Origin of the sequence: Paenibacillus pectinilyticus (genome assembly GCF_001700435.1) — a bacterium.
In the GTDB taxonomy this organism is placed as follows: Bacteria; Bacillota; Bacilli; order Paenibacillales; family NBRC-103111; genus Paenibacillus_E; species Paenibacillus_E pectinilyticus.
Genome location: NZ_LYPC01000022.1, coordinates 85,681 through 105,668, shown reverse-complemented (window position 1 = coordinate 105,668; position 19,988 = coordinate 85,681). Strand labels below are relative to the sequence as shown.

The 19,988-nt window shown below is 42.6% G+C and carries 18 protein-coding genes; 4 read left to right on the top strand and 14 right to left on the bottom strand.

Going from position 1 to position 19,988, the window contains the following annotated elements; translation table 11 throughout:
- Positions 1-117 precede the first annotated feature (117 nt).
- Positions 118-2,748: a WD40/YVTN/BNR-like repeat-containing protein gene (locus A8709_RS16780; protein ID WP_065853519.1), complete on the top strand. Its 2,631-nt coding sequence runs from the start codon at positions 118-120 to the stop codon at positions 2,746-2,748.
- Between the two features lie 91 nt (positions 2,749-2,839).
- On the opposite strand, the gene A8709_RS16775 is transcribed toward A8709_RS16780, so the two are convergent.
- Both A8709_RS16775 and A8709_RS16770 read right to left on the bottom strand, forming a co-directional pair.
- Positions 2,840-3,781: a methylenetetrahydrofolate reductase gene (locus A8709_RS16775; protein WP_065853518.1), complete on the bottom strand. Its 942-nt coding sequence runs from the start codon at positions 3,779-3,781 to the stop codon at positions 2,840-2,842.
- A 112-nt stretch (positions 3,782-3,893) separates the two neighbouring features.
- Entirely contained in the window at positions 3,894-4,658 is a 765-nt protein-coding gene (locus A8709_RS16770) for a sugar phosphate isomerase/epimerase family protein (protein WP_065853517.1), read from the bottom strand.
- A 330-nt stretch (positions 4,659-4,988) separates the two neighbouring features.
- Here A8709_RS16770 and A8709_RS16765 point away from each other — a divergent pair, with 330 nt between their 5' ends.
- Entirely contained in the window at positions 4,989-6,089 is a 1,101-nt protein-coding gene (locus A8709_RS16765; protein ID WP_065853516.1) for a phosphodiester glycosidase family protein, read from the top strand.
- 3 nt (positions 6,090-6,092) lie between these two features.
- On the opposite strand, the gene A8709_RS16760 is transcribed toward A8709_RS16765, so the two are convergent.
- The 3 genes from A8709_RS16760 to A8709_RS16750 all read right to left on the bottom strand — a co-directional run bounded on the left by A8709_RS16760 (position 6,093) and on the right by A8709_RS16750 (position 9,555).
- Positions 6,093-6,842 carry a polysaccharide deacetylase family protein gene (locus A8709_RS16760; protein WP_167357103.1) on the bottom strand — a complete coding sequence of 250 codons (750 nt, stop codon included), beginning with the start codon at positions 6,840-6,842 and terminating at the stop codon, positions 6,093-6,095.
- A gap of 145 nt (positions 6,843-6,987) precedes the next feature.
- Positions 6,988-8,094 (bottom strand): phosphodiester glycosidase family protein, encoded by a 1,107-nt coding sequence (locus A8709_RS16755; RefSeq protein WP_065853514.1) that lies wholly within the window; start codon positions 8,092-8,094, stop codon positions 6,988-6,990.
- A 681-nt stretch (positions 8,095-8,775) separates the two neighbouring features.
- Positions 8,776-9,555 carry a phytanoyl-CoA dioxygenase family protein gene (locus A8709_RS16750; protein WP_208607694.1) on the bottom strand — a complete coding sequence of 260 codons (780 nt, stop codon included), beginning with the start codon at positions 9,553-9,555 and terminating at the stop codon, positions 8,776-8,778.
- A gap of 114 nt (positions 9,556-9,669) precedes the next feature.
- Here A8709_RS16750 and A8709_RS16745 point away from each other — a divergent pair, with 114 nt between their 5' ends.
- Positions 9,670-10,491 (top strand): helix-turn-helix domain-containing protein, encoded by an 822-nt coding sequence (locus A8709_RS16745; RefSeq protein WP_065853513.1) that lies wholly within the window; start codon positions 9,670-9,672, stop codon positions 10,489-10,491.
- A gap of 84 nt (positions 10,492-10,575) precedes the next feature.
- On the opposite strand, the gene A8709_RS16740 is transcribed toward A8709_RS16745, so the two are convergent.
- From A8709_RS16740 to A8709_RS16705, 8 genes are all read right to left on the bottom strand, one after another.
- Positions 10,576-12,048: an amidase family protein gene (locus tag A8709_RS16740; RefSeq protein ID WP_141692587.1), complete on the bottom strand. Its 1,473-nt coding sequence runs from the start codon at positions 12,046-12,048 to the stop codon at positions 10,576-10,578.
- Between the two features lie 202 nt (positions 12,049-12,250).
- Positions 12,251-13,354 (bottom strand): copper amine oxidase N-terminal domain-containing protein, encoded by a 1,104-nt coding sequence (locus A8709_RS16735; RefSeq protein ID WP_065853511.1) that lies wholly within the window; start codon positions 13,352-13,354, stop codon positions 12,251-12,253.
- 109 nt (positions 13,355-13,463) lie between these two features.
- Positions 13,464-14,741 (bottom strand): ankyrin repeat domain-containing protein, encoded by a 1,278-nt coding sequence (locus A8709_RS16730; RefSeq protein ID WP_065853510.1) that lies wholly within the window; start codon positions 14,739-14,741, stop codon positions 13,464-13,466.
- 4 nt (positions 14,742-14,745) lie between these two features.
- The gene (locus A8709_RS16725; protein ID WP_065853509.1) at positions 14,746-15,948 is read right to left on the bottom strand and encodes a macrolide family glycosyltransferase; all 1,203 of its coding nucleotides are present in this window, start codon (positions 15,946-15,948) and stop codon (positions 14,746-14,748) included.
- A gap of 198 nt (positions 15,949-16,146) precedes the next feature.
- Positions 16,147-16,911, bottom strand: a complete 765-nt coding sequence (locus tag A8709_RS16720) for an SDR family oxidoreductase (RefSeq protein ID WP_065853508.1) — start codon at positions 16,909-16,911, stop codon at positions 16,147-16,149.
- Between the two features lie 66 nt (positions 16,912-16,977).
- On the bottom strand, positions 16,978-17,553 hold the full coding sequence (locus A8709_RS16715) for a TetR/AcrR family transcriptional regulator (protein WP_065853507.1): 576 nt from the start codon (positions 17,551-17,553) through the stop codon (positions 16,978-16,980).
- 147 nt (positions 17,554-17,700) lie between these two features.
- A complete protein-coding gene (locus A8709_RS16710; protein ID WP_065853506.1) occupies positions 17,701-17,913 on the bottom strand; it encodes a hypothetical protein in 213 nt (70 codons plus the stop codon).
- Positions 17,914-18,049: 136 nt separating this feature from the next.
- Positions 18,050-18,454, bottom strand: a complete 405-nt coding sequence (locus A8709_RS16705) for a hypothetical protein (RefSeq protein ID WP_065853505.1) — start codon at positions 18,452-18,454, stop codon at positions 18,050-18,052.
- Between the two features lie 336 nt (positions 18,455-18,790).
- Here A8709_RS16705 and A8709_RS16700 point away from each other — a divergent pair, with 336 nt between their 5' ends.
- A complete protein-coding gene (locus A8709_RS16700; RefSeq protein WP_065853504.1) occupies positions 18,791-19,042 on the top strand; it encodes a hypothetical protein in 252 nt (83 codons plus the stop codon).
- A gap of 155 nt (positions 19,043-19,197) precedes the next feature.
- On the opposite strand, the gene A8709_RS16695 is transcribed toward A8709_RS16700, so the two are convergent.
- Positions 19,198-19,962: a DUF7683 domain-containing protein gene (locus A8709_RS16695; RefSeq protein WP_065853503.1), complete on the bottom strand. Its 765-nt coding sequence runs from the start codon at positions 19,960-19,962 to the stop codon at positions 19,198-19,200.
- Positions 19,963-19,988 lie beyond the last annotated feature (26 nt).

The following is a 19,988-nucleotide window of genomic DNA, read 5'->3' as shown; positions in this document are numbered from 1 at the left end:
TCATCACGTGTGCCCTAATCTGACTAAAACAATATCCTTAAATATGCAACTTTTTCCTTTTTCTGGCGTTTAATTAGATGTTCGTACTATCATCAACACAAAGGAGAAGCATCCCCGATGAGACGAAAATCTACTGTAATGCTAGCAATACTTGTAAGTGCCGCTATGGCTGTTATACCACTACCTCTCTCCAACGTGCATGCACAAGAAACACCTATCGGTACGATGGTTGGCAACGTACTATTTACCGATATCCAAGCATTCGTAAACGGGACTGCAATTCGCTCGATGAATATCGATGGGAATACCGCTATTTACGTGGAGGACTTGCGAGGCCACGGTTTTGACGTAGCATGGGAACCGAATAAGCGTCAGGTTTCTATTTTCCCAGACAATGCTAACATGACCGCTTCCAATGACAGACCTGATTTCGGCTACATCCGAGAAGCAGTTGGAAACAAAATTACAGATGTGCTTTCCACTGACATTCACACATTTGCGTTAGGGAAAGAGATTACATCGTACAATGTCGGTGGCAAAACAGCTATATTCTTGAAGGATCTATCCCCTCTTCTAGGCAGCTTGGAGTGGGACGAGAAATTGCATCTTGCTTCGTTCAAGTTAGATACAACGATTGCTACCGACCCTCAAGCGAAGCAAAGTCATGTATACCCTCTGCAAGTAGAGCAGACAGCAAGCAACAAATTTTCAGTCCAATTTACGGATGACGCGATGTTCGTCGGAGATGAGCAGATCGGCTTTGCACAAGACGGGCGGGCTATGCTTTCTATAGCAAAAATGGCACGCTTACTTCATTATCAGACGGAAACGAGAGACAAAAGTCTATACGTGTCTACTAATACCTATGCGTTTCAACTCTCAGCGAGTTTGGATACAGCTAAATTGTACTGGTTTGGCGGCAAAATAAGCGAGGATAAACTGGCTTTTAACACGATAGAGCGTGATGGTGAATTGTATGTATCTGAACTTGATTTGAAGCAATTATTCGGTTATTCAGGAAACTGGGATTCGGACAGTAGACGGTTAGATATCGATTACGCGAACTATGACGTTAAGGATTTCGGTGTATCAGAACGTACAAATAACTATTGGTACACGTTAAATGGGCTGCTTTTAGCACCAGGAACCATGGAAATGCCCAATTTATCTATGGTAGCTGTAAGAGATGGTATGACATACGGAGGGAATTCATCTACATCCGTTATGGATCAGCGAGCTGCGAACGGATCACCCCAGTACCAATTTGGGTCTGCCGTTCAACTTGACTTAGGGGATAATACCATCCGCATTGCGTACCAAATAGGCAAACGATTAGTATACAGTAAAACGATCGTCAATTCAGTCACACCGACAAGTCTGAAGCCTGTCATTAATTACAACGACCTTCCCGTCGGATTAGGAGAATTCAGCTCCATCACCTTGGATGCTCCTTCTACCAGCCTAATGAGAACGGATAACGGCAAGGTAGATGTTAAAGGCGCTGTAACTAAAACGGTAGGCAATGGATTACAGGCTGTCATTGAAAAAGAGGACAATGGAAGCTGGAGTAACTCCGAAACGGTAACGGTTCCTTTTGATAAGGGACAGTTTGCAGCCTCGCTCTCACTTACGCATGGAACTGGACGGTATCGTGTTACGCTGCGCTCTGAGTTGCATATTCCAGCTCCACACCAGTTCAATCCATTTATCGATGTTGCACGATTCTACATCGATTATCGGGATCCCCTTTCCCGTATTCTCGGTATGCAAGCCTCGGAAGGATTTAGCTCACGAGATGGCAAACTGATGCAGACTAGTGATACTGGTCATTCTTGGGATGTGGTTCTGCCTGATGGGATTGGCGATAATGAACATCTGTTAGCAGCCGATTTTAGCGCCCCATTATGGGGCTTTGCGTTTTATCGCTCAAATGAACAACAGCCTAAGCTGGTTAGCACGCATCCACGCTATGATGGAGGCTGGGAGACGGCAACGTTGCCGACGATTGAACCTTGGGAAACTTCAGCAGACGTCAACCCAATCATAGCCAATCTCTATCAAGACCCTGCTTATGTCATGCTGACTTCTTCATCACCCACAGGCCCCATGTTAACATCATTGTACCGCACGGATGACCGAGGCCAAAGCTGGGTTTGTATTGGAGATCTGAACTTGAACTTCAGTGATCAACCGACTGGCATTAGCTTCCGCAAAGAAAAAGAAGGATGGATTACCACGACGAACCATAATGAAAGTGATATCCCGCTATATCGCTCTCAGGATGGCGGTGTCACTTGGTCGGTGCAGCACGTTGCTTTCCCAGCCGATATCCAAAAGGGATATGTCCAATCATACCCGCCTTCTTTCGATCAAGAGAGTGATAATCATGCCATTTTCATCTCTGAATTTGTACAGGATGGCAAGAAAACCTACGTTCCGTATGAAACGAGAGATGATGGTGAAACGTGGAATCCGCTTCCTTTTCGGCTAAACAATGTTCAGGACGTCCCCGTTTTCCATTTTGACAGCTTGCTGATGGGGAGAGCAATTTCCCAGGACGGTTACACCATCTACACGATGGATACCTATGCCCATCAAGATTGGCAGGTTGTACATTCGCAAATTTCTTTGCAAAATGCGACACAATTCTTCCTACGTTCGGATGGCTACGGTTGGGTGCTGCTGAATGGCAGTGTCCTGGTCACGAATGATGGCGGCAGAACATGGGATGAACCGACCACCAATTAAATGAATTTATGTGTTAGATGTAAGAAAGCAGCAGACCTTCAGAGGTCGGCTGCTTTTATTGTTATCTATGCGTAATTAAGGATGACACTCCTCAAAAAACAAACGAAGGCCGCAATTTCTTCTCGATCATCGCCTTTATATCATGAACAAGTTGAATCGAAGCATCGATCTCGACTTTACGCGTCGATACACTTTCTACGCTGCAGCCGATCGGAATCCCTTTTTCCAAGCCGAATTCGAAAATCTCTTCAAAAATTTGCTGAGTTACCGCAACGGATTTATCCAAGACGTCACTCGAATATTTCAAATCATTTTCCAACCATTTCGGGATGCTGATGCCGAGCCATTTCATGAATTCTAGCGTTTTCGTTGAACCACAAGGGGCAATGTTCATCAAAATGGGTACCATTTCCAAATGATTCTCTTTGCAGTGATAATAATAATCCGATAGAAAATTTTTGGAAGCCTCTACATTATACGTAGCCTGTGAAATAAAAAAGCGACTCCCGCACTTGATTTTGCTAACCATACGAAGATGCTCATCATCCTTTTTCATGTGTCTTTCCGGGATAACGACAGAACCTAAGGTTAAGTTCTCATTCAACTTACGGCTTAGATCATAAGCCTCGGTCAGATCCATCTGAACGGCTTGTTTACTAGAAGAAGCCCCAACAAACACAGAGAAGCGTTCCTGTTCTTGGTCAGCTTTAATCCACTCCGCCATTTGATCTTCTGTATATTTACCTACACAACGATAGATAATTTTCGGGATATTTAATGTGGTTAGATATTCGTTGCTGTATGTCGTCGGATCTACTGTTTTCATATAAGGGAAAGGCCGATCTTGCTCCATTCGATCACTTTCCTCTTGCACATCATACAGAATTAAGCCATCTATTTGAAGCGCTTGAAGTCGCTCGCATTGTTTATGAGCAATCTCCTTTATCTTATCTTGCGTATGTGTTTCTTTGGGCGGTGTCATCCCGTAGGTGATGATCCCTGGTTCTTTACGAAGTATTTTATCTTTGAGCATCAAATGCACATCCTATTCTTCCAACTCTCCTGACAAGGAGAATTCATAGTTAATTACTCGGCATTAACTATTTCGACCCATCCTTGTAGATTCCTTTTTATAAGCGTCGCATTTATATAAACTTCCTCCGCATATAAGCCAAGCTTGCCGCATACTCCGTTTCTTGATCATGAACGGTACACTCTGCCGAAATCGTGCCCTGATAGTTTGCAGCTTTCAGCGCAGCGGTAAATGCATCATAAGGATAGTGACCTGTCCCTGGCGACAGCCGTCCTGTATCGGCGATATGGATATGCTGAAGCCAGGTTGAATTTTCAACAAGTGTCTCAAGAGAATCCTGTTCTTCATCCATATGATAAAAGTCGGCCAAGACGCGAATCGACGGATGATTCACCAGTTTAGCATACCGGACGGCATCTGAAACCGTATTCACAATGTTGGATTCTTTACTATTTAAAGGCTCAATGGCAAGCGTGAGGCCCGTTCCTTGGAATTCTTCCCCGATCAAGGAAAGTAGCTGGAGTAACTGCTCCTCCGCACGTTGAAGTCCCCAGCCTTCCGGTATATGGCGTGATCTCCCACTTCCGAGAACGGCCGTTATCGCGCCTATTCTATGCATGGTGTTCGCTGCTTTATGTACATAACGTCGAATGCGTTCTTCATCTGCCTCAGGACCAATGACCTTTAAGTTGCCGGGAAAAAAGATGCTAAATACCTTGACTGGGAGTGGGCTATTCATATATAGAGGTAATTTTGAGGTGAATTCCACTTCATTTTCCAAACTCATAGAGGCTAAGGCACACTCGATAAAGTCAAAACCCAATTTCTCTAGTTTTTCCGCATCTTGAATTCCACTGCACCATCCAAATGTATACATCGTTATTCCTCCCTATCGATTCAAACAAATGATAACGCATACACTCACTATATCAAGGAAAAACAACTCCTGCATTGTGATTTCCTCCAATTTTCAAAATAAAAAAACTGCCCCCGCGGCAGCTACTCTTTTGAATTATTTGGAGAGATTGGCTTCATTTACACGCCGTAAATCCACGAAACTTAATCTCATTTTCATATTCGGCTGATATGCTTAAAGTACCTTTATGCGATTCCATAAAGATGATAATAAACCGCGCATTGTGTTGCGGTATTAAATAGGTTAAAGCGTTTTGAAGTAAAAATTCAGAGAAAGTAGGCACATATAACCATGAAGTTAGCCGGGGTTGATTACAAACAAGAACATACAGGAAGCTGGCTGAAACGTTCCATTTTAGTTTTAATGTTACTCGTCTTTCTGATGGCAAGTTTCCTTTTCTTAACGCCTCCTGGAGAGAGAATTCGTCTATTCCTTGCCGATACGGTGATTGCCACACAACATCGCGATTGGGCTTGGATTTTCGTTGGCGTGAAGAAACGTGACGAAATGATCGAAAGTGTTACGCAAATGAATGAAAATAACTCCATCGAGAAACAAGATATGAATGCCATCACGATCCAAAAACAAAATGGCAAGGTCCTTGATGTTGAGGATATTTCCGGTCACGGCTGGGTTGGCAAGAAAATGTATGTCTACGACCCAAGAGCAATACGTGTAGTAGCCCCTAGTACAGTGGGCCAAGGTGAAACGATCAGTTCGATGGTGAAACGTACCGGTGCACTCGCTGGTGTTAATGGTGGGGGCTTTGATGACCCGCAAGGACTAGGCAACGGCTTTGCCCCTATTGGTGTTATTATGTCAGGCGGCAAGATTTTGTATACGGGTGTAGATGGAACCGTGCCTCAACAAGTTGTCGCTTTTGATAGCTTAGGTAAATTGATCATTGGTAAATACTCCATTAATGAGCTGTTGGATTTGCATGTGACAGATGCTGTCTCCTTCTATCCGCGTATCATTGCAAATGGTAAAGCACTGCCTATCGTCGGGGATGGACTTAATCCGCGGACAGCTATCGGCCAACGTGCAGATGGTGTTATCGTCATCGTTGTTATCGACGGGCGCCAGACCAAAAGTATCGGAGCTTCTTTAAAAGATGTTCAGGATCTATTGCTGAAAGAAGGGTGTGTGAATGCTGGTTTCTTAGACGGTGGGGCTTCCTCTGAGATGGTTGTCGGCGATGATCTCATCACCAGTCCTTCGAGCCGTTATGGCGAAAGAAGACTGCCTTCAGGCCTACTTGTGTTCGAACATCCGGATCATGTTGTCGTACCAAACATTTGGGAAGGTGTAACGAATATTGATCCAGGCGGTGCCTACGATAATCCAGGGTACCTGGCCGAGCACAACCAGAAGAATCAGGAATCTAAATAAACCCTATTGAAAGTGAAAATGAAAGGAATCTTTACTTAATACCTGAAATTGAAAGCCTTGCTTTTGCAAACCTTCAATTATGGCGGGTAAAGCCGCCACTGTTGTCGTTTTAACTTTGACATCATGCATCAGAATGATCGCTTCTTTCTTATTTTTAGATGAACTTAGAACGGCATCAATAATTTCATTCGTTGGTTGCACGACCCTGGCTGCGTCTGTAGAGCTCACATTCCAATCCATGTAATCGTAGCCTTCCTTGCTCATTTCGTGAATAATGCGCGGCATAATGCCTTTGCCTCCGAAACGATGACTAACGAGATTATTCGAACCTCCCGGATAACGGATCAAGGTAGAACGAACACCAATCGTTTGCTCCAACAGTCTTTCAAGACGCTCTGTATCTTGGGAGAATGCCTGAACAGACGTGTATAGTGAATTGTAGTTATGTGTGTAGGTATGATTGCCAATGACATGGCCATCTGCATGGATAAGTCGATATAATCGTTTTCCCTCAGGAGTCGAATTTCCATTCACAAAGAAAGTAGCATGAATGCCATATTTTCGTAAAATATGCAAGATCCGTTCTGTATTCTCAGATGGACCGTCATCGAAGGTCAAATAAGCATTTCGGGTGCTATGATTCGACGATTCAGCAACAAGTACAGGATGCGAAGCAGAAGTGGCCTGATACGTAGGAAGCTGACAACTCGTGAGTGCGCTTATGATAAGGGAAGCTGCGATCGTCATCTTCATTGGAAACAAGAGCTTATACATGGACACATCCCCTTCAAAGGAATTGATCCTAGTATGATTGATCTGAATGTTGTCTAGTCTGCCAAAAAAATGCAGCTAATCTCATTTCTGAGATCGCTGCATTTTTAAATTCATTTTATCAATACTATTTAGAAGAAAATGGTTTATTAGCAGAATTGAAATGTGCCATATCTACGCCGTTCCACATATTCGATACCGTTACCTTCTCAGGATGATCAAAAACTAAGAAAGCGGTTGGCAGATATCTCATCCCATAACTACTAGAAGGTCGATTCACGACCTCATTATTATGAACAAGAACACTGGAAGAACCACCATCTAGGTTAGCAGCAGTAACTGCCCCTTTTTCCAAAAGTAGCTTCTGAGCGTCGAAAAGCGTTGCTCCAATGGAGTAACCAGGCTGCCTGCCATCAATAACTAAGAAAATAATGGTCCCATCCTTCGTTTGTGCCATACAAGTTCGAGGAGCGATTCCCCATCCATCTGCCTCGTTTTTTACAAGTCCTTTACCGTTAACGATGAATTTGGGTTGAAACGTAACTGCATCCCGCACGCCCATTTTCACCAACTCGGAAGGTTTATAGCGACCTGCAACCATAATTCCTTTCTTGTCTAGTCCTACAACATTAACTGGATCTTCCATACCTCCATCGCTGTAAAGTAATTTCCCTCCTGACATCACTACACCGATAGGTCTGAAACCATTCCCATCATAGTTCGGATCGTCAAACGCCCCTCCATTTACACCCGCGATGGCGCCTGTCCGTTTGACCATGCTAAGAATCTGTTCGCCCTGCCCTTGCAAGCTCGTTGTTACAACGCGGATCATTTGAGGATTATGAACAAACATCATATAACCTTTGAAATTTTTCCCATTAACAGGTTCGACTGTAACCGCATTATCCTTCTTCGTACCCATGGCTATTTCGTGGTTGTCTTTGACCAAGCCCATATCATTAAATTGCTTCGTGTAACTATCCGTTCGTCGGTCTAATTCGCTTTGCCCTATTAAATATTTCGCATAATCACGATGTTGTGTCGTAATTAACGTATCAGCGAGCATGTAACGCCAGTTCGTTCCGGAAGAAGTAAAATAAAACCAGATGCCAAAAGTCGACATAACCAGCATGAACACAATAACGAAAAATCGAAATTTCACCTTGCGACGTCGTTTTGGCACTGATCTTGCTGGTTGAGCTACTGCATAACCTTGATAATCATTCAAATACATTCACCTCATTCCAAACAGACCAAACCATTATATTACATTTATCTTAAAATGAGATGAAAAAAATAAACGGCAGCGCCGTCATTTATCGTCGATGGATCGTAACATAGCAATGCCGCCACTACAGATAGCTAGTGAAGCGATTTCTCCTAATAAAATGGATATAGATGAACGCATATTCCCCATGATCAATACGGAATACAGACTAAGACCTAAGAATATCGCACCAGAATGAAGCATCCAAAATTGTTTTGACACGAGCTCACCACCTCACATGTGTTAAGTATACAGGAAGAACATGAAGATCTGATGAGAAATAGCGGTCATTTTCAAAATAAATAACTTCTCCGTCGTCAGTGGTACCTCTTCATTTGTTCTTCTTACTTGCCATCCAGAAAGCCAGAATGATAAGTGGGATGAAAATAAACCAAGGTATATGGATCGTGCTTCGTGTAAGGAAAGCAAGAATAGCAACAACGACGATGCCAACAATAATGTATAAACATCCTCTGCCAAAAGTCTCCGTATGAATCACTCCATTCAAATGTTATGTAGTATAAGATATAACGGAATGAATTGGAAAATGTTTCAATTTTTGATCCATGCAGGATTTCTGGGGATTGGACAAAGAAAAAGCACCCTGACTTTAGGAGTCACAGTGCTTTTCCTTTTCATTCCATTTTTCTAAACATCCAATACATACCGAGCCGCGGAACTTAGTCGATCAAAGGTCTTCTTGCGCAGATATTCGGCCTGGTCAAGCTGCTGTTTATGCTCCCTCGCGGTGAAGTAGGCATGCAGGGCTCGGCGAGTTTGTGTCGTGCGATTGAGAGTTCCGCCATGCCAAACGTGCGAATTAAATATGCCAACGGACCCCGCTGGTGCTAGTAACAACACCTCCTGTGGGTGTGGTTCACGCGGGTCTATGCCATGTTGCTGCGGGTTGCCAGATAACTTGTGCGAGCCTGGTACGACGCGTGTCGCCCCATTCTCCCTAGTAAAATCGTCGATGAGCCAGATCGAGTTGCACACGTGAAACGGCTCCGATGCCTCGCGTGATCCCCAATCCGCGTGTAGTGCTTGCAGACCAGCGCCTGGAATCGCATCACGAGCGTTCAAGGAGGAGAGTTTGAATTCGCGCATTAATACATGATAGACCGCAGCAAGCAGTTTCGGATGCGTATAAATGCCATCGAAGCACTCACCTTTATTAACGAGATCAGATAAACGACGCGTACCTTCCTCCTGATGTACCTCCTTGCCCGCGTTCATGCCTTCCTTCGTCATTAGCTCTTCGTATTTTGCACGGATTACTTCAAGCTGGGTCTCATCCAGCAAATCGGGAAAAACAACAAAGCCTTCCTCGTCGAGACTCTTCTTCTGTTCTTCCGTTAGTGTGTGTTCAGTTACACCTAATACTGCCATCGCCTCTTCAATCCTGTTAAATCGTGTAATTTCATGCACAAGTATGTCCTCCTAATGAAATTCTAATTTATACTTTTATGGTAAACTATAGCTATCTAACAATCGATTCTGAAAGCTGCTTTAAACCTATTCATTCTTGCAAAGGGGACCATGATGAGCCAACTATTCTCGAGACGGCCGATATTTGAAGGAGCAATTTCTTTTCATAGAAAAGCCGGTGAACCCTGCCATTTTCCACTTCACCGGCACGAAACCATAATGGAGCTGCTATTTATCGCGGAGGGCGAAGCCGATTATTGGATTGACGGTAAGCATTACCTTGCACAAGCTGGAGATATTGTCCTTTTTCACCCTAATGTTTGGCATGAAGAACGTTCGCGATTAGAGCGGAATTTTTCCTTTTATTATGCTGGATTTCATTCCCTGCAAATTGATGACTTGCCTCCCAATTGCTTGTACGCGTCTGGAGAGGAGCCTGTGTTCTCCGTGCGTGCCAATTATGTAAGAATTAAACGATTGTTTCAAGAGCTATGCGACGAGGCAGGAACTGGATGGTCTACATCATTAACGACCTCTGGGCTTCTGCTTGAGATGTTGATTGTAGAAATACACCGAGGTAAATGCTATTCTCCACCAGTAAAAACATCGCGCTTAACCACGCACACCGCCGTGACCAAAGCAAAGCATTTTATTGAGGAGTGTTACTATCATAAGCAGCTCACGATCCAACAAATTGCCGACCATGTCTATCTCAGCCCTTCTCACCTCAGCCATACGTTTCGCGAAGTATTTGGCCAAAGCCCCATACAATTCGTAATTCAACAGCGGCTGCATGCAGCTTGTCACTATCTGACCACAACTGATTTATCGATTGAGCAAATCGCAGAACTCGTTGGATATGAGAGTGTGACCGCTTTTCAGAATGTTTTTAAAAAATTGAACGGCGTATCTCCGGGAAAGTACCGAAGATTCTGATCGAACATGGAAAAAGCTACTCTCTGAATGGGGAGAGTAGCTACTTATTGCGATTGGTGTTCGAATAATCCTATTAGAAATATCTCATGGAATCATTTTAGGAGGAAACCGGTGTTGAGTCGCTTGTTCAAAACTGTATGCTATTTGTATCAAAGTAGGCTCACTAAAGGCTTTACCTGAGAACACGACACCAAAAGGACCCTTCGTCGAATCACCTTCCGAGTCTATCTTTCCATTCACCGCGTAGCCTGCTGGAACAGAAATCAATGGATAACCTAAGCGCGCAGCAATGTACAAGCCATCAACATCACCAGGAAGTAGTAAAGCATCCAACTTATCCTTGTCTAACGCGTAATCAATTCCCTGTTTTAACGGGAGTTCACTATAGGCTTGTTTCTTCTCCAGATAGGTTCTTTCAGTCAGAATCGTTTCTTCAGATCTTATGAGTGTATCTTGCCCATATCTTAGAGCTGTCTCGGCTTGGTTAATGTTAAATTCAATTAATTGTTCCAATGAGTGAATAGGTACTGAATCTGCTAATTGTGATAAATAACTATTTAGACCCTTCTTGAATTCATAGGTTATAACATCGTTATTCCAGTTTTGCTGTTCGACATGAAGAATAACAGCGTCAATAATGGTAGCACCCTCATTTCTCAAAGTGTCTATAGCAGCTTCCATGATTGCACGTCTCTCATCATCTAAATGACGATAATAGTGTCGTGGGATCCCAATTCTGGCATGTTTTAAAAAACTTGTATCTAAAAAAGGTGTGTAATCCTGATATAATCTTCCATCACTCACTAAAGTGGCAGGATCCATTTCATCCACACCTGTTAGTTCACCTAACAGAATAACTGCACCCCTTACGGTTCTGGCGATAGGCCCAGGGGTATCTTGGCTACTTGATATAGGTATGATTCCAGTCCGGCTAACTAATCCAACAGTAGGTTTAATTCCGACAACGAAATGTTGGCTTGCGGGACCAACGATCGATCCAGCGGTCTCTGTTCCAATCGATGCTGCTCCCAGGTTTGCAGCGACAGCAGCTGCAGAACCTGAACTAGAACCGCTCACGAATAATTCTCCTGGACCATATGGGTTAAGAACCTGCCCACCACGTGAGCTATATCCCGCTGGCATCGAACTTGACATAAAATTAGACCATTCAGACATGTTCGTTTTACCTAGAAAAACGGCACCTGCTGCACGCAGCTTGGAAACTATGAATGAATCTTCTGCCGCAAACGATGCAGCTAAAGCAATGGAACCAGCACTGGTGTGCATATTATCCTTCGTATCGATATTATCTTTTAACAAGATGGGAATCCCGTGGAGTTTTCCACGACTCCCTTTTACCTTACGTTCACTATCTAGTTCTCTTGCAATTTGTAAAGCATCTGGATTTATTTCTAAAATTGAATTGATTCTACCATCATAGGTATGAATTCGTTCAAGATAGGCTTTTATAATCTCTTCAGATGTTAATGAACCTGTTTCCATCGCTGTTTGCAAACTTGTAAGATCAGCTTCTATAATCCATTCATTTAGCTTCATATTCACATGGACTAACTCCCCTAATTCATTTGATCGCGCTTAAAACTTAACATAATTAGCCATTTAAAAGAATGGAAAGTTTGAATATATTTAATTTCACACTATGGTTCCAGCTATATTGTCGCCTTAACACAAAAAGATCGTTCTCTTCAGCCGGGACGGCTGTAGAACGATCCTCTTTTACTCTAATAAAGGGTGATTATTAATTCTTAGCAACCAGCGTCAAATCAATATTCGTAAAATATAGCTTCTGTAGTCCCTCATACCCGGAATCCGTGCCGATTATGACGTACAATTCGCCAGCAGCATTGCTTTTTACAGTATACGTACGTTCGAAGCTTTTCAACTGGAATCCACTTTTCTCAGCGTCTTGTTTAGCGATGTTTCCAAGGAGAGTTAAGTCTTTGCCATCGGTCGCTTGGTTCCCTTTGTCTAGATTCAAGCGATAGTAAGGCGTACTCGGATCCGTACTGTCTGTTTTAACAGTAGGCTCTCTGTCGACTACGCCAGCTTTCACGTAGACCGATGAAGCGGGACCGCCACCGATGCCCATGGAGCTCTCCGCTTCGTTGCTGGCCAAGTCAAGTCGTAATTTCACTTCATATTCCGTATTTGGTTTCAAACCTGCGGTACTGTCCAGTTTTTTGGACATATACATGAACAGATCGTCGCTGCGGTTCATTCCGCTTAGCATCATGCCATTTATGACCTTACCGTCGTTCAAATTAACCTTGTCCACTTTCGTGTTTATCTGGTAATCCTGATCTTGGTAGGAAACGGGCAGATCTGCTACGCCAGTTGTCCAACCTCCGTTATCCATGCTGAAATCGTAGGAAAGATGCGTTTGTGATTGATCTGGAATCGCGATTGAAGCTGTATTCGTCTTGGAATCCCACAAGGTTTCTGCTCCCATTCTGGCAACCAGTACCCGAAGCGGTGCGAAAGACATATCGTTCTTCAAAACGACGGGTGTTGTCAGCAAGAACGGCTCATAATCACCAATCGTTCCGTGTGTATGATTCGGTATGAGTCTAATGACACTATTCCCTTTGACTAATTTGATTTCTTGCGTTTTCCCATCCCATGTGACATCCCAACCGAGACCTTGAGCGATTTCACGAACCGGAACCATCATATTGCCATCTTGCAAATACGTAGTTGCTTCACCGTTGTTTGCGGAAAGTGGGAATGATTTTACAACAGTTTGACCAGATATATTGTCCATGGCTTGCGCCGGAGTACCAAGTAAGACAGGAGCTAGCAGCACGGCTGCCAAAGCGCTGGAAGTGATTGCTTTTTTCAACATTGATATTCAACCTACCTCTCTAAGATGTATTCGATCTCTCAGACGAGGATTGGTAGTGAAAGGTTGCAGTCAAAGTAGGGCGTTGTTAAATCCATCGCTCCCGTAAGCCTTATGTTTCCTTACTAACACCATAACGAACAAGCACTTCCTTGACGCCTTCACTACCCGATACTTGATTGGGTAAAGGAGCACCAGCTTGTATAAGGTGATCTGCTACCGCCGGATAGTCCCCTTCCGCATCACGAAAATGAACGGATCCCCAGGTACAGCAGCCCAGCGCATTCCCGCCGTACCCATGTGTTAGTTGAACGGATGCCCCGTGAGTAAGCAGTAAGCGTACCAATTCGATGTTTCCCCGCATAGCTGCGTTATGAAGCGCCGTAAACTCCTTGCTCGTTCGGCGAGAATCCACAGGGAACCCTGCTTCAAGCATCACACGAACAGTTTGAATTTCGTTGTTCCATGCTGCATCCGCAATGGCACTTAGCTCCTCGGACGTGAGTGACTGTACGAGGTTCGGATTCTGCTCTAGCAGAGTATGCACGGCACGTGAATCAGCCTGCATACAAGCCATCAACAGACGCTGATCTAGCGAACAATGCTTCGCTATCAGCTCCACGATCTCAGGATGCTTGCGGCGCGCCGCAAGTGAGTAAGGTCGCGTATTCGCACCTAATTTATACACATAAATGTGTCCCCCGTCTGAATCGCCAGAAGTGAAATTTCCACATCCCACTTGAGCTTGAAGGCATTCTGGATCAGTCTGAATAAACGTACGGACCCGTTCAGTATCCCCGAGATAAATGGCCATAAAAATATCCGTTGCCGCTCCGCGCTCTATGAGAAACCTGCATTTATCCGCGTTATCGATCGCCCATTGGGCCGGCGTGCTGCCATGATCTACATCGCGCTTGTCGATATCAGCCCCTTGAGTAAGCAGATAATCCATGATTCGATGATCGGTGGCAAAATGAAGCGGGACCTGTCCATCAGGCCCACGTTCATTAACGGCGTTGGGATCCCTTTCGACCATCTGTTTCACAGCATCCAGCATGCCCAGTGCAGCAGCCGCATGAATATCAACGGGAGCTCCTCGCTCTATCAAATATCGGGAAAGCTCATGATGATCATGATGCAGTACTCCGAATCCACCGGCCCACCAGCTGCTTTTTGCATGCAAATCAGCGCCGTACTCAAGCAATACGTCAACGACTTCACGGTTCCCTTTTGCCGCTGCCGCGACGATTGCAGGTGTATCGAAAGAAAACCATGGCTCGTTAATTTGCGTAACAAGAATAGAATGCTCATTTAGGCATCGACGCGTCGCCTCTGGATCAAGGCTCATGATTGCTTGTTTAAACTGTTCAACAACCTGCTGCTCGTTCATGTTTTTACCCCCGAATGAATCGTTTATATTCAAAAATCTCATTTACAGCTTGATGAAACCCGCCTGATTCTCGTAAGGATTCCTTTATTTTGGCGACAGCTTTCTTGAAAGAGAGATCGCTTAACACATGCTCTGCGGTTTCATCCAGCTGATTTGCAGTCAGGCTCTGCATTTGTAAGACGATGCCTACTCCGAGATTAGCGACTTGCCCAGCAATGATCGGCTGATCCGCACTTTGTGGTACTACAATTAGCGGTACCCCGTAATAGAGCCCCTCGTGAACACTGTTCATGCCACCATGTGTAATAAACAGTTTCGAGTTCTGCAGGACCTCCGTTTGTGGAACATAATTTTTCACGATAAAATTAGCAGGTATTTCCCCTAGGTCCGTTATTTGGACTCTATTCCCTATCGACATGACAATTGTGTGATCCGAGTTCCCCAATGCCTCAAAACATAGCTTATAGAAATCAATAGCTGTATTAAAAACAGTTCCCAATGAAATGTAGATGTTCTGTTCCTTTTTGACTACAGGTAAGTCAGAGCTTTCATGCGCAATTCGTGAAGTGATAGATGGACCTACAAATTTATACGTTGAGTCGAATGCTTCTCCATCAGGTTGAAACGCCCTCGTTGTATAGACGATTGTCAGTGGTGCAGGATTACAAAACACCTCAAAAGGAGATTGGATCACCACATCATATTTTTCTTTCAGTTTAACCGTCAGGCTCTTATATGTATCGTTAATAGGCTCAGCTATTTCTGTAGGTGTTTGTATGTAAAATTGCTCCAACAACGAGTCGAAAGATGCTTGTGTCTGCGCAAAAGAAGTGCAGGAATTGATGGCAGGAAGCTTAAGAATTTGAGCTAGTAATCGTCCGCATCCAAACATGGAATCATGAATGATGTAATCAAACTGCTCATCCTCGATCTGTTCAAGAACACTTGGAATGACGATATCCGCCGTTAATAAAAGCCCGTTGACTCTTTCAAGCACATAATTTCTTCCGCCTGAAATAAAGGCTTTAATAAATTTTTGATCGTCAAATGTACGTACAGTAGCACCAGCCTCTTCCATGCGTTCCCGAAAAGCTTCTATACAAAAGTAGACGACCTCTTCACCACGTGAAACTAGTTCTTGCACAACGCCAATCGTCGGATTGATATGTCCCTCTGATCCTCCATTAATAAACAAAACACGTGCCAATTCAACCACTCCTTAGGTCGTCAGTTCTCAAAAAATAGGATCTATTTTATCATAGTACACTTCTGAAAAATCTCAAAACTTTGATCATCATATGACCAGGCAATGCACCTTGTAAACGCAATGAAGCCGCCAGTCTATTTGGCAGCTTCATCATTAACTCTGGTATTAGGTTTGTACATCCATCTTAACTTATAAAAATTACCAAGGTAGTTCATCATCAACATGATAAAACTTGCCCGTTGGCCCATCTGCTGGAAGAGTTGCAAGTTTCACACTGGTCCGACTGCTTTCCTTCACATCCATGTTAGCGTATTTGCCACCAATCTCTGTCTTTACCCAACCTGGATGTGCGGAGTTTACTTTGATTGGTGTATCCAGGAGCTCATGTGCGAGATGAATAGTAAAGGCATTTACTGCTACTTTTGACGAGTTATAAGCAAGCAATTTAACGCTATATACCGGTGAATCTGGATTGGCTTGAAGATTAAGTGAACCAAGTACACTGGATAGATTAACGATTCGGCCAGCTGGCGCTTTTCGAATTAAAGGCAGCAATTGTTGTGTCAACTCAACTAGACTGAAGAAATTAGCATCAAATGTTTCGCGCAACACCTCAGGTGAAACCGTACTTGTTTCATTCATAGGTGAGAGATGTTCAATTTCTTTCTGTACACCTGCGTTATTGATCAGAATATCTAGTTTACCATAGTGTTTATCAAAGAACTCATAAGAAGCTTGACGATCTCCAGCTAGTGTAACGTCGAATTGAAGACTCGTTGCTTGTATCCCTTCTGAACGAAGGATTGCCGCTGCCGCTTCTCCCTTCGCTGAATCACGTGCTCCAATCACGACACTAGCGCCCATATGTCCAAGTTCACGAGCTGTTTCTAACCCAATACCGCGATTCCCGCCAGTGATAAATGCGACTTTCTCAATCAGTGTTTTAATAATTGTTGTAGTCATTGTATATATCTCCTTTTATCGTAAATCATTTATTGAGAACGATCGTTCTAGAATGTTCAAAAAATTTTAATTAAGAATATCCATCGTTGTGTCGATTATGCTGACCAGTTTGTCACGGTTCTCTGTTGTTTTGACAACTACACGTAAGCCCACCCAGGCATTATGAAAATATAAAGAGAGACTTTCCGCATTATGGTGAGCAGCAATTTCTCCATCTTGTTGGCCCGTCACGATCAGATCATAGAACAATTTCTCAGTATGGATGAAACCATCCTGTATTTTAGCCGCGACAACGGAATCCAACAAAGCTAACTCAACAGCCGTATTCACCATCAAACAGCCTTTGGGTTGATTCTCATCCGAATGGATAGTCATCTCGAATAATTGCCTAATTGCTTGTTTGGCAGATTGTAATTGATAAATACGATGATTTATTTCTGAATTAATCATCGTTGAGTATCGATTCAGCGCATCAATAAATAAGTCATGTTTGTCCCCAAAAGTATCATATAAGCTTCTTCTGTGAATACCCATATGCGTGATAAGTTCCTGAATGGAGGTTTTCTCATATCCTTGTCTCCAAAATAGATCCATCGCTTTGTCTAAAACCTCATTGACCTCAAACTCTTTACTCCTTGCCAAAGTAGTAAGCCTCCTTTCCTATAACTTGTGTAATGGGCACAACTCACTCTAACATATTGGGAACGATCGGTAAAGAATAGATTTTACCAATCCGTATACAAAATTCAGGCTCCCGTGGTCAATTCCTCCGGCAGCCTGGTTTAGAAATTAAGATCGTGATTGTTTCCCGTCATGATAGTCTGCCCACAATGGGCCGATGTATTTTTCTAATGTTTTAACAATAGCATCTCGTTGACCCTCTTCCACATTTCCAATGTCGTTTGCCATATCATTTCTGACTCGGATCAGCACATATAAAGGTGGAAATTCAGACTCGCGGAAAGCTTTAATCATGGCTTCTTCTTGGGGGGTAATATCCATTATTCAATCTCATCCTTTCCCTAAACTTTAGATATTATCAGTATAAATCCTGACGTTAGTGTTAGGGTCAAGGGAAAAATCACCTGGGGTTATCTATAGCGAAAATATCTCCTTCATATTAATGATCATGCTGACTCTAATCAATCGCAAATAATTTCAATCCATCGTCTACTTTTTTAAAATAATAAGTGGATGTTTCTTGCTTTGTTTCATTTTTATTTTTTAAATAGATCGTTCTAGTTAGCGTAACGCCGTATTCATTGGGTCCACTGCCATTCGAATCCGGATTAAATCGAATATTGTTCGTGTTGAGAATGTATTCATTTTCAACCTCCGTTACATAATTATACAAACTCTCCAGATGTGCCTCATCATTAAAACTTATATCAAATGTAGATAGAAATTTCGTTTTGTTGCGATTATTAATCGCCATTGTATTCTCGTTAATGACTTTAACGGCATAATGCTGAGTAGGATCCGTATATTGATTCTCTTCGATATACATAATGCCAGGGAGTGGAACTTCCGTTGAAATGGGCATTATAGATGACAATAAGAGAGGCGTAACCTCCGTACTCTTTGGAGAATCGACGGGCTTACCCTCTCTTATCTGATTGCATCCTGTGAGAATCAGTATCCACGCAATAAAAACCACACCTACTTTTCTCATCTTTATCACTCCATCGTCATTTCAGTATTCAATTATACACTTACTCATTTACAAATGTTGGATGTTATCATTATTTTATCAAGCATACTTCCAATAGGAAACAACTCTTTGAACCTTTCTTTCTACATAATTGTTGTCTATAGCACACACTTGTTCTATTGGACGGACATATACTAGAAGTATAAAGCTTGAAAGGAGGTATTCATTTTGAAACGATCAGAATCCTATTTGGTTTGTAAAAAGTACCTCAATCGAGAAGTAGTCATTCATACGATACATGGCACTTACAAAGGGACCATAATGAAAGTAGATGGTAACAAGGTCTATTTAAAACAGAAACGGGATGGCAATAAAGCGCAAACCTCCTTCCTTCCTTTCCTCCTTCCTTTGATTCTATTCGATCTATTAGCTATTTTTCTCGTGGATACAAGAGCTTTCTTCCCTTTCAGACCCTTCTAATGATAGGGAGGAAACCAAGTCCTGATGCTAGTAAAAATGACCGCCACAGTCAAAGGGTGTGGTGGTCATTTTTTGAATTGATGTAATCATTAATGCAACCTCGTTTCGTATTTTCACAAAAATTATTCTGCAGAAACAATATGATTTTGAAACATTTAATGTCCACCAAAGAATTCATATTCATATTTGGAAAAATCCATTTTATGTGCTATTAATTTCTGAAAGAAATTCTTATGTGCTTCAGTTATTTCAAATGAACCATACATAGGATGCTCCAACGATAAATGAAAAACATTTCGATATTCACTGATTGGTACATTTAATAATAACTCACTCCCTACGACTACTTTTGTTTCATCATCAATTTTATTCCATTGCACTAATCTTGTTACATCCTTTTCCTCAAAGTGATATGGTGAATCCATTTGCTCAACAAAAAGTCCGTTTTTGATTGCGAATTCAATACCAGCTTCAGATTTTTGACTACTTCCAATATACATATAGAAATCCCAACCAAAATGCACAAAAAAATTATCTGATGAAAAGAACTGACAATCGGCTAAATTCCTTAATATCATTTTGCAAATAATACGAATTTCATTGATGTTCACGATCTTATCTTCTTTAATATTGATCTCATCAAATTCGTGATCGTATAATAAAGAAGTTTTTTCTTCATGTGAAACCGATCTCTTTTTAGCCTGAATCACACGAAGAAAATATTGTCTTTTTTCATTTAAGAATGCTATTAACGTCTCAACATAAGCATGTTCAATGATAAGATATTGTTCTAACGTAAATAATTCACCATCTATTACATTCCCGATTTCAGAAGGACAAGTCCATTCGTTTAATAAATAATGCCCTGCGTCATTCCTAAAAATAGGGTTGTATTTTGTGATTCTCCACTGATATTTCATCTTAAACCTCACAGTCCAAGAACACT

Coding starts and splice junctions, on each gene's coding strand:
- A8709_RS16770 (WP_065853517.1), bottom strand. CDS start 4,658: ATGTATACATTTGGATGGTGCAGTGGAATTCAAGATGCGGAAAAACTA.
- A8709_RS16705 (WP_065853505.1), bottom strand. CDS start 18,454: ATGCCCATTTCAACGGAAGTTCCACTCCCTGGCATTATGTATATCGAA.
- A8709_RS16735 (WP_065853511.1), bottom strand. CDS start 13,354: ATGTTGAAAAAAGCAATCACTTCCAGCGCTTTGGCAGCCGTGCTGCTA.
- A8709_RS16780 (WP_065853519.1), top strand. CDS start 118: ATGAGACGAAAATCTACTGTAATGCTAGCAATACTTGTAAGTGCCGCT.
- A8709_RS16730 (WP_065853510.1), bottom strand. CDS start 14,741: ATGAACGAGCAGCAGGTTGTTGAACAGTTTAAACAAGCAATCATGAGC.
- A8709_RS16745 (WP_065853513.1), top strand. CDS start 9,670: ATGAGCCAACTATTCTCGAGACGGCCGATATTTGAAGGAGCAATTTCT.
- A8709_RS16720 (WP_065853508.1), bottom strand. CDS start 16,911: ATGACTACAACAATTATTAAAACACTGATTGAGAAAGTCGCATTTATC.
- A8709_RS16765 (WP_065853516.1), top strand. CDS start 4,989: ATGAAGTTAGCCGGGGTTGATTACAAACAAGAACATACAGGAAGCTGG.
- A8709_RS16760 (WP_167357103.1), bottom strand. CDS start 6,842: ATGAAGATGACGATCGCAGCTTCCCTTATCATAAGCGCACTCACGAGT.
- A8709_RS16695 (WP_065853503.1), bottom strand. CDS start 19,962: ATGAAATATCAGTGGAGAATCACAAAATACAACCCTATTTTTAGGAAT.
- A8709_RS16710 (WP_065853506.1), bottom strand. CDS start 17,913: ATGGATATTACCCCCCAAGAAGAAGCCATGATTAAAGCTTTCCGCGAG.
- A8709_RS16740 (WP_141692587.1), bottom strand. CDS start 12,048: ATGAAGCTAAATGAATGGATTATAGAAGCTGATCTTACAAGTTTGCAA.
- A8709_RS16775 (WP_065853518.1), bottom strand. CDS start 3,781: ATGCTCAAAGATAAAATACTTCGTAAAGAACCAGGGATCATCACCTAC.
- A8709_RS16755 (WP_065853514.1), bottom strand. CDS start 8,094: ATGTATTTGAATGATTATCAAGGTTATGCAGTAGCTCAACCAGCAAGA.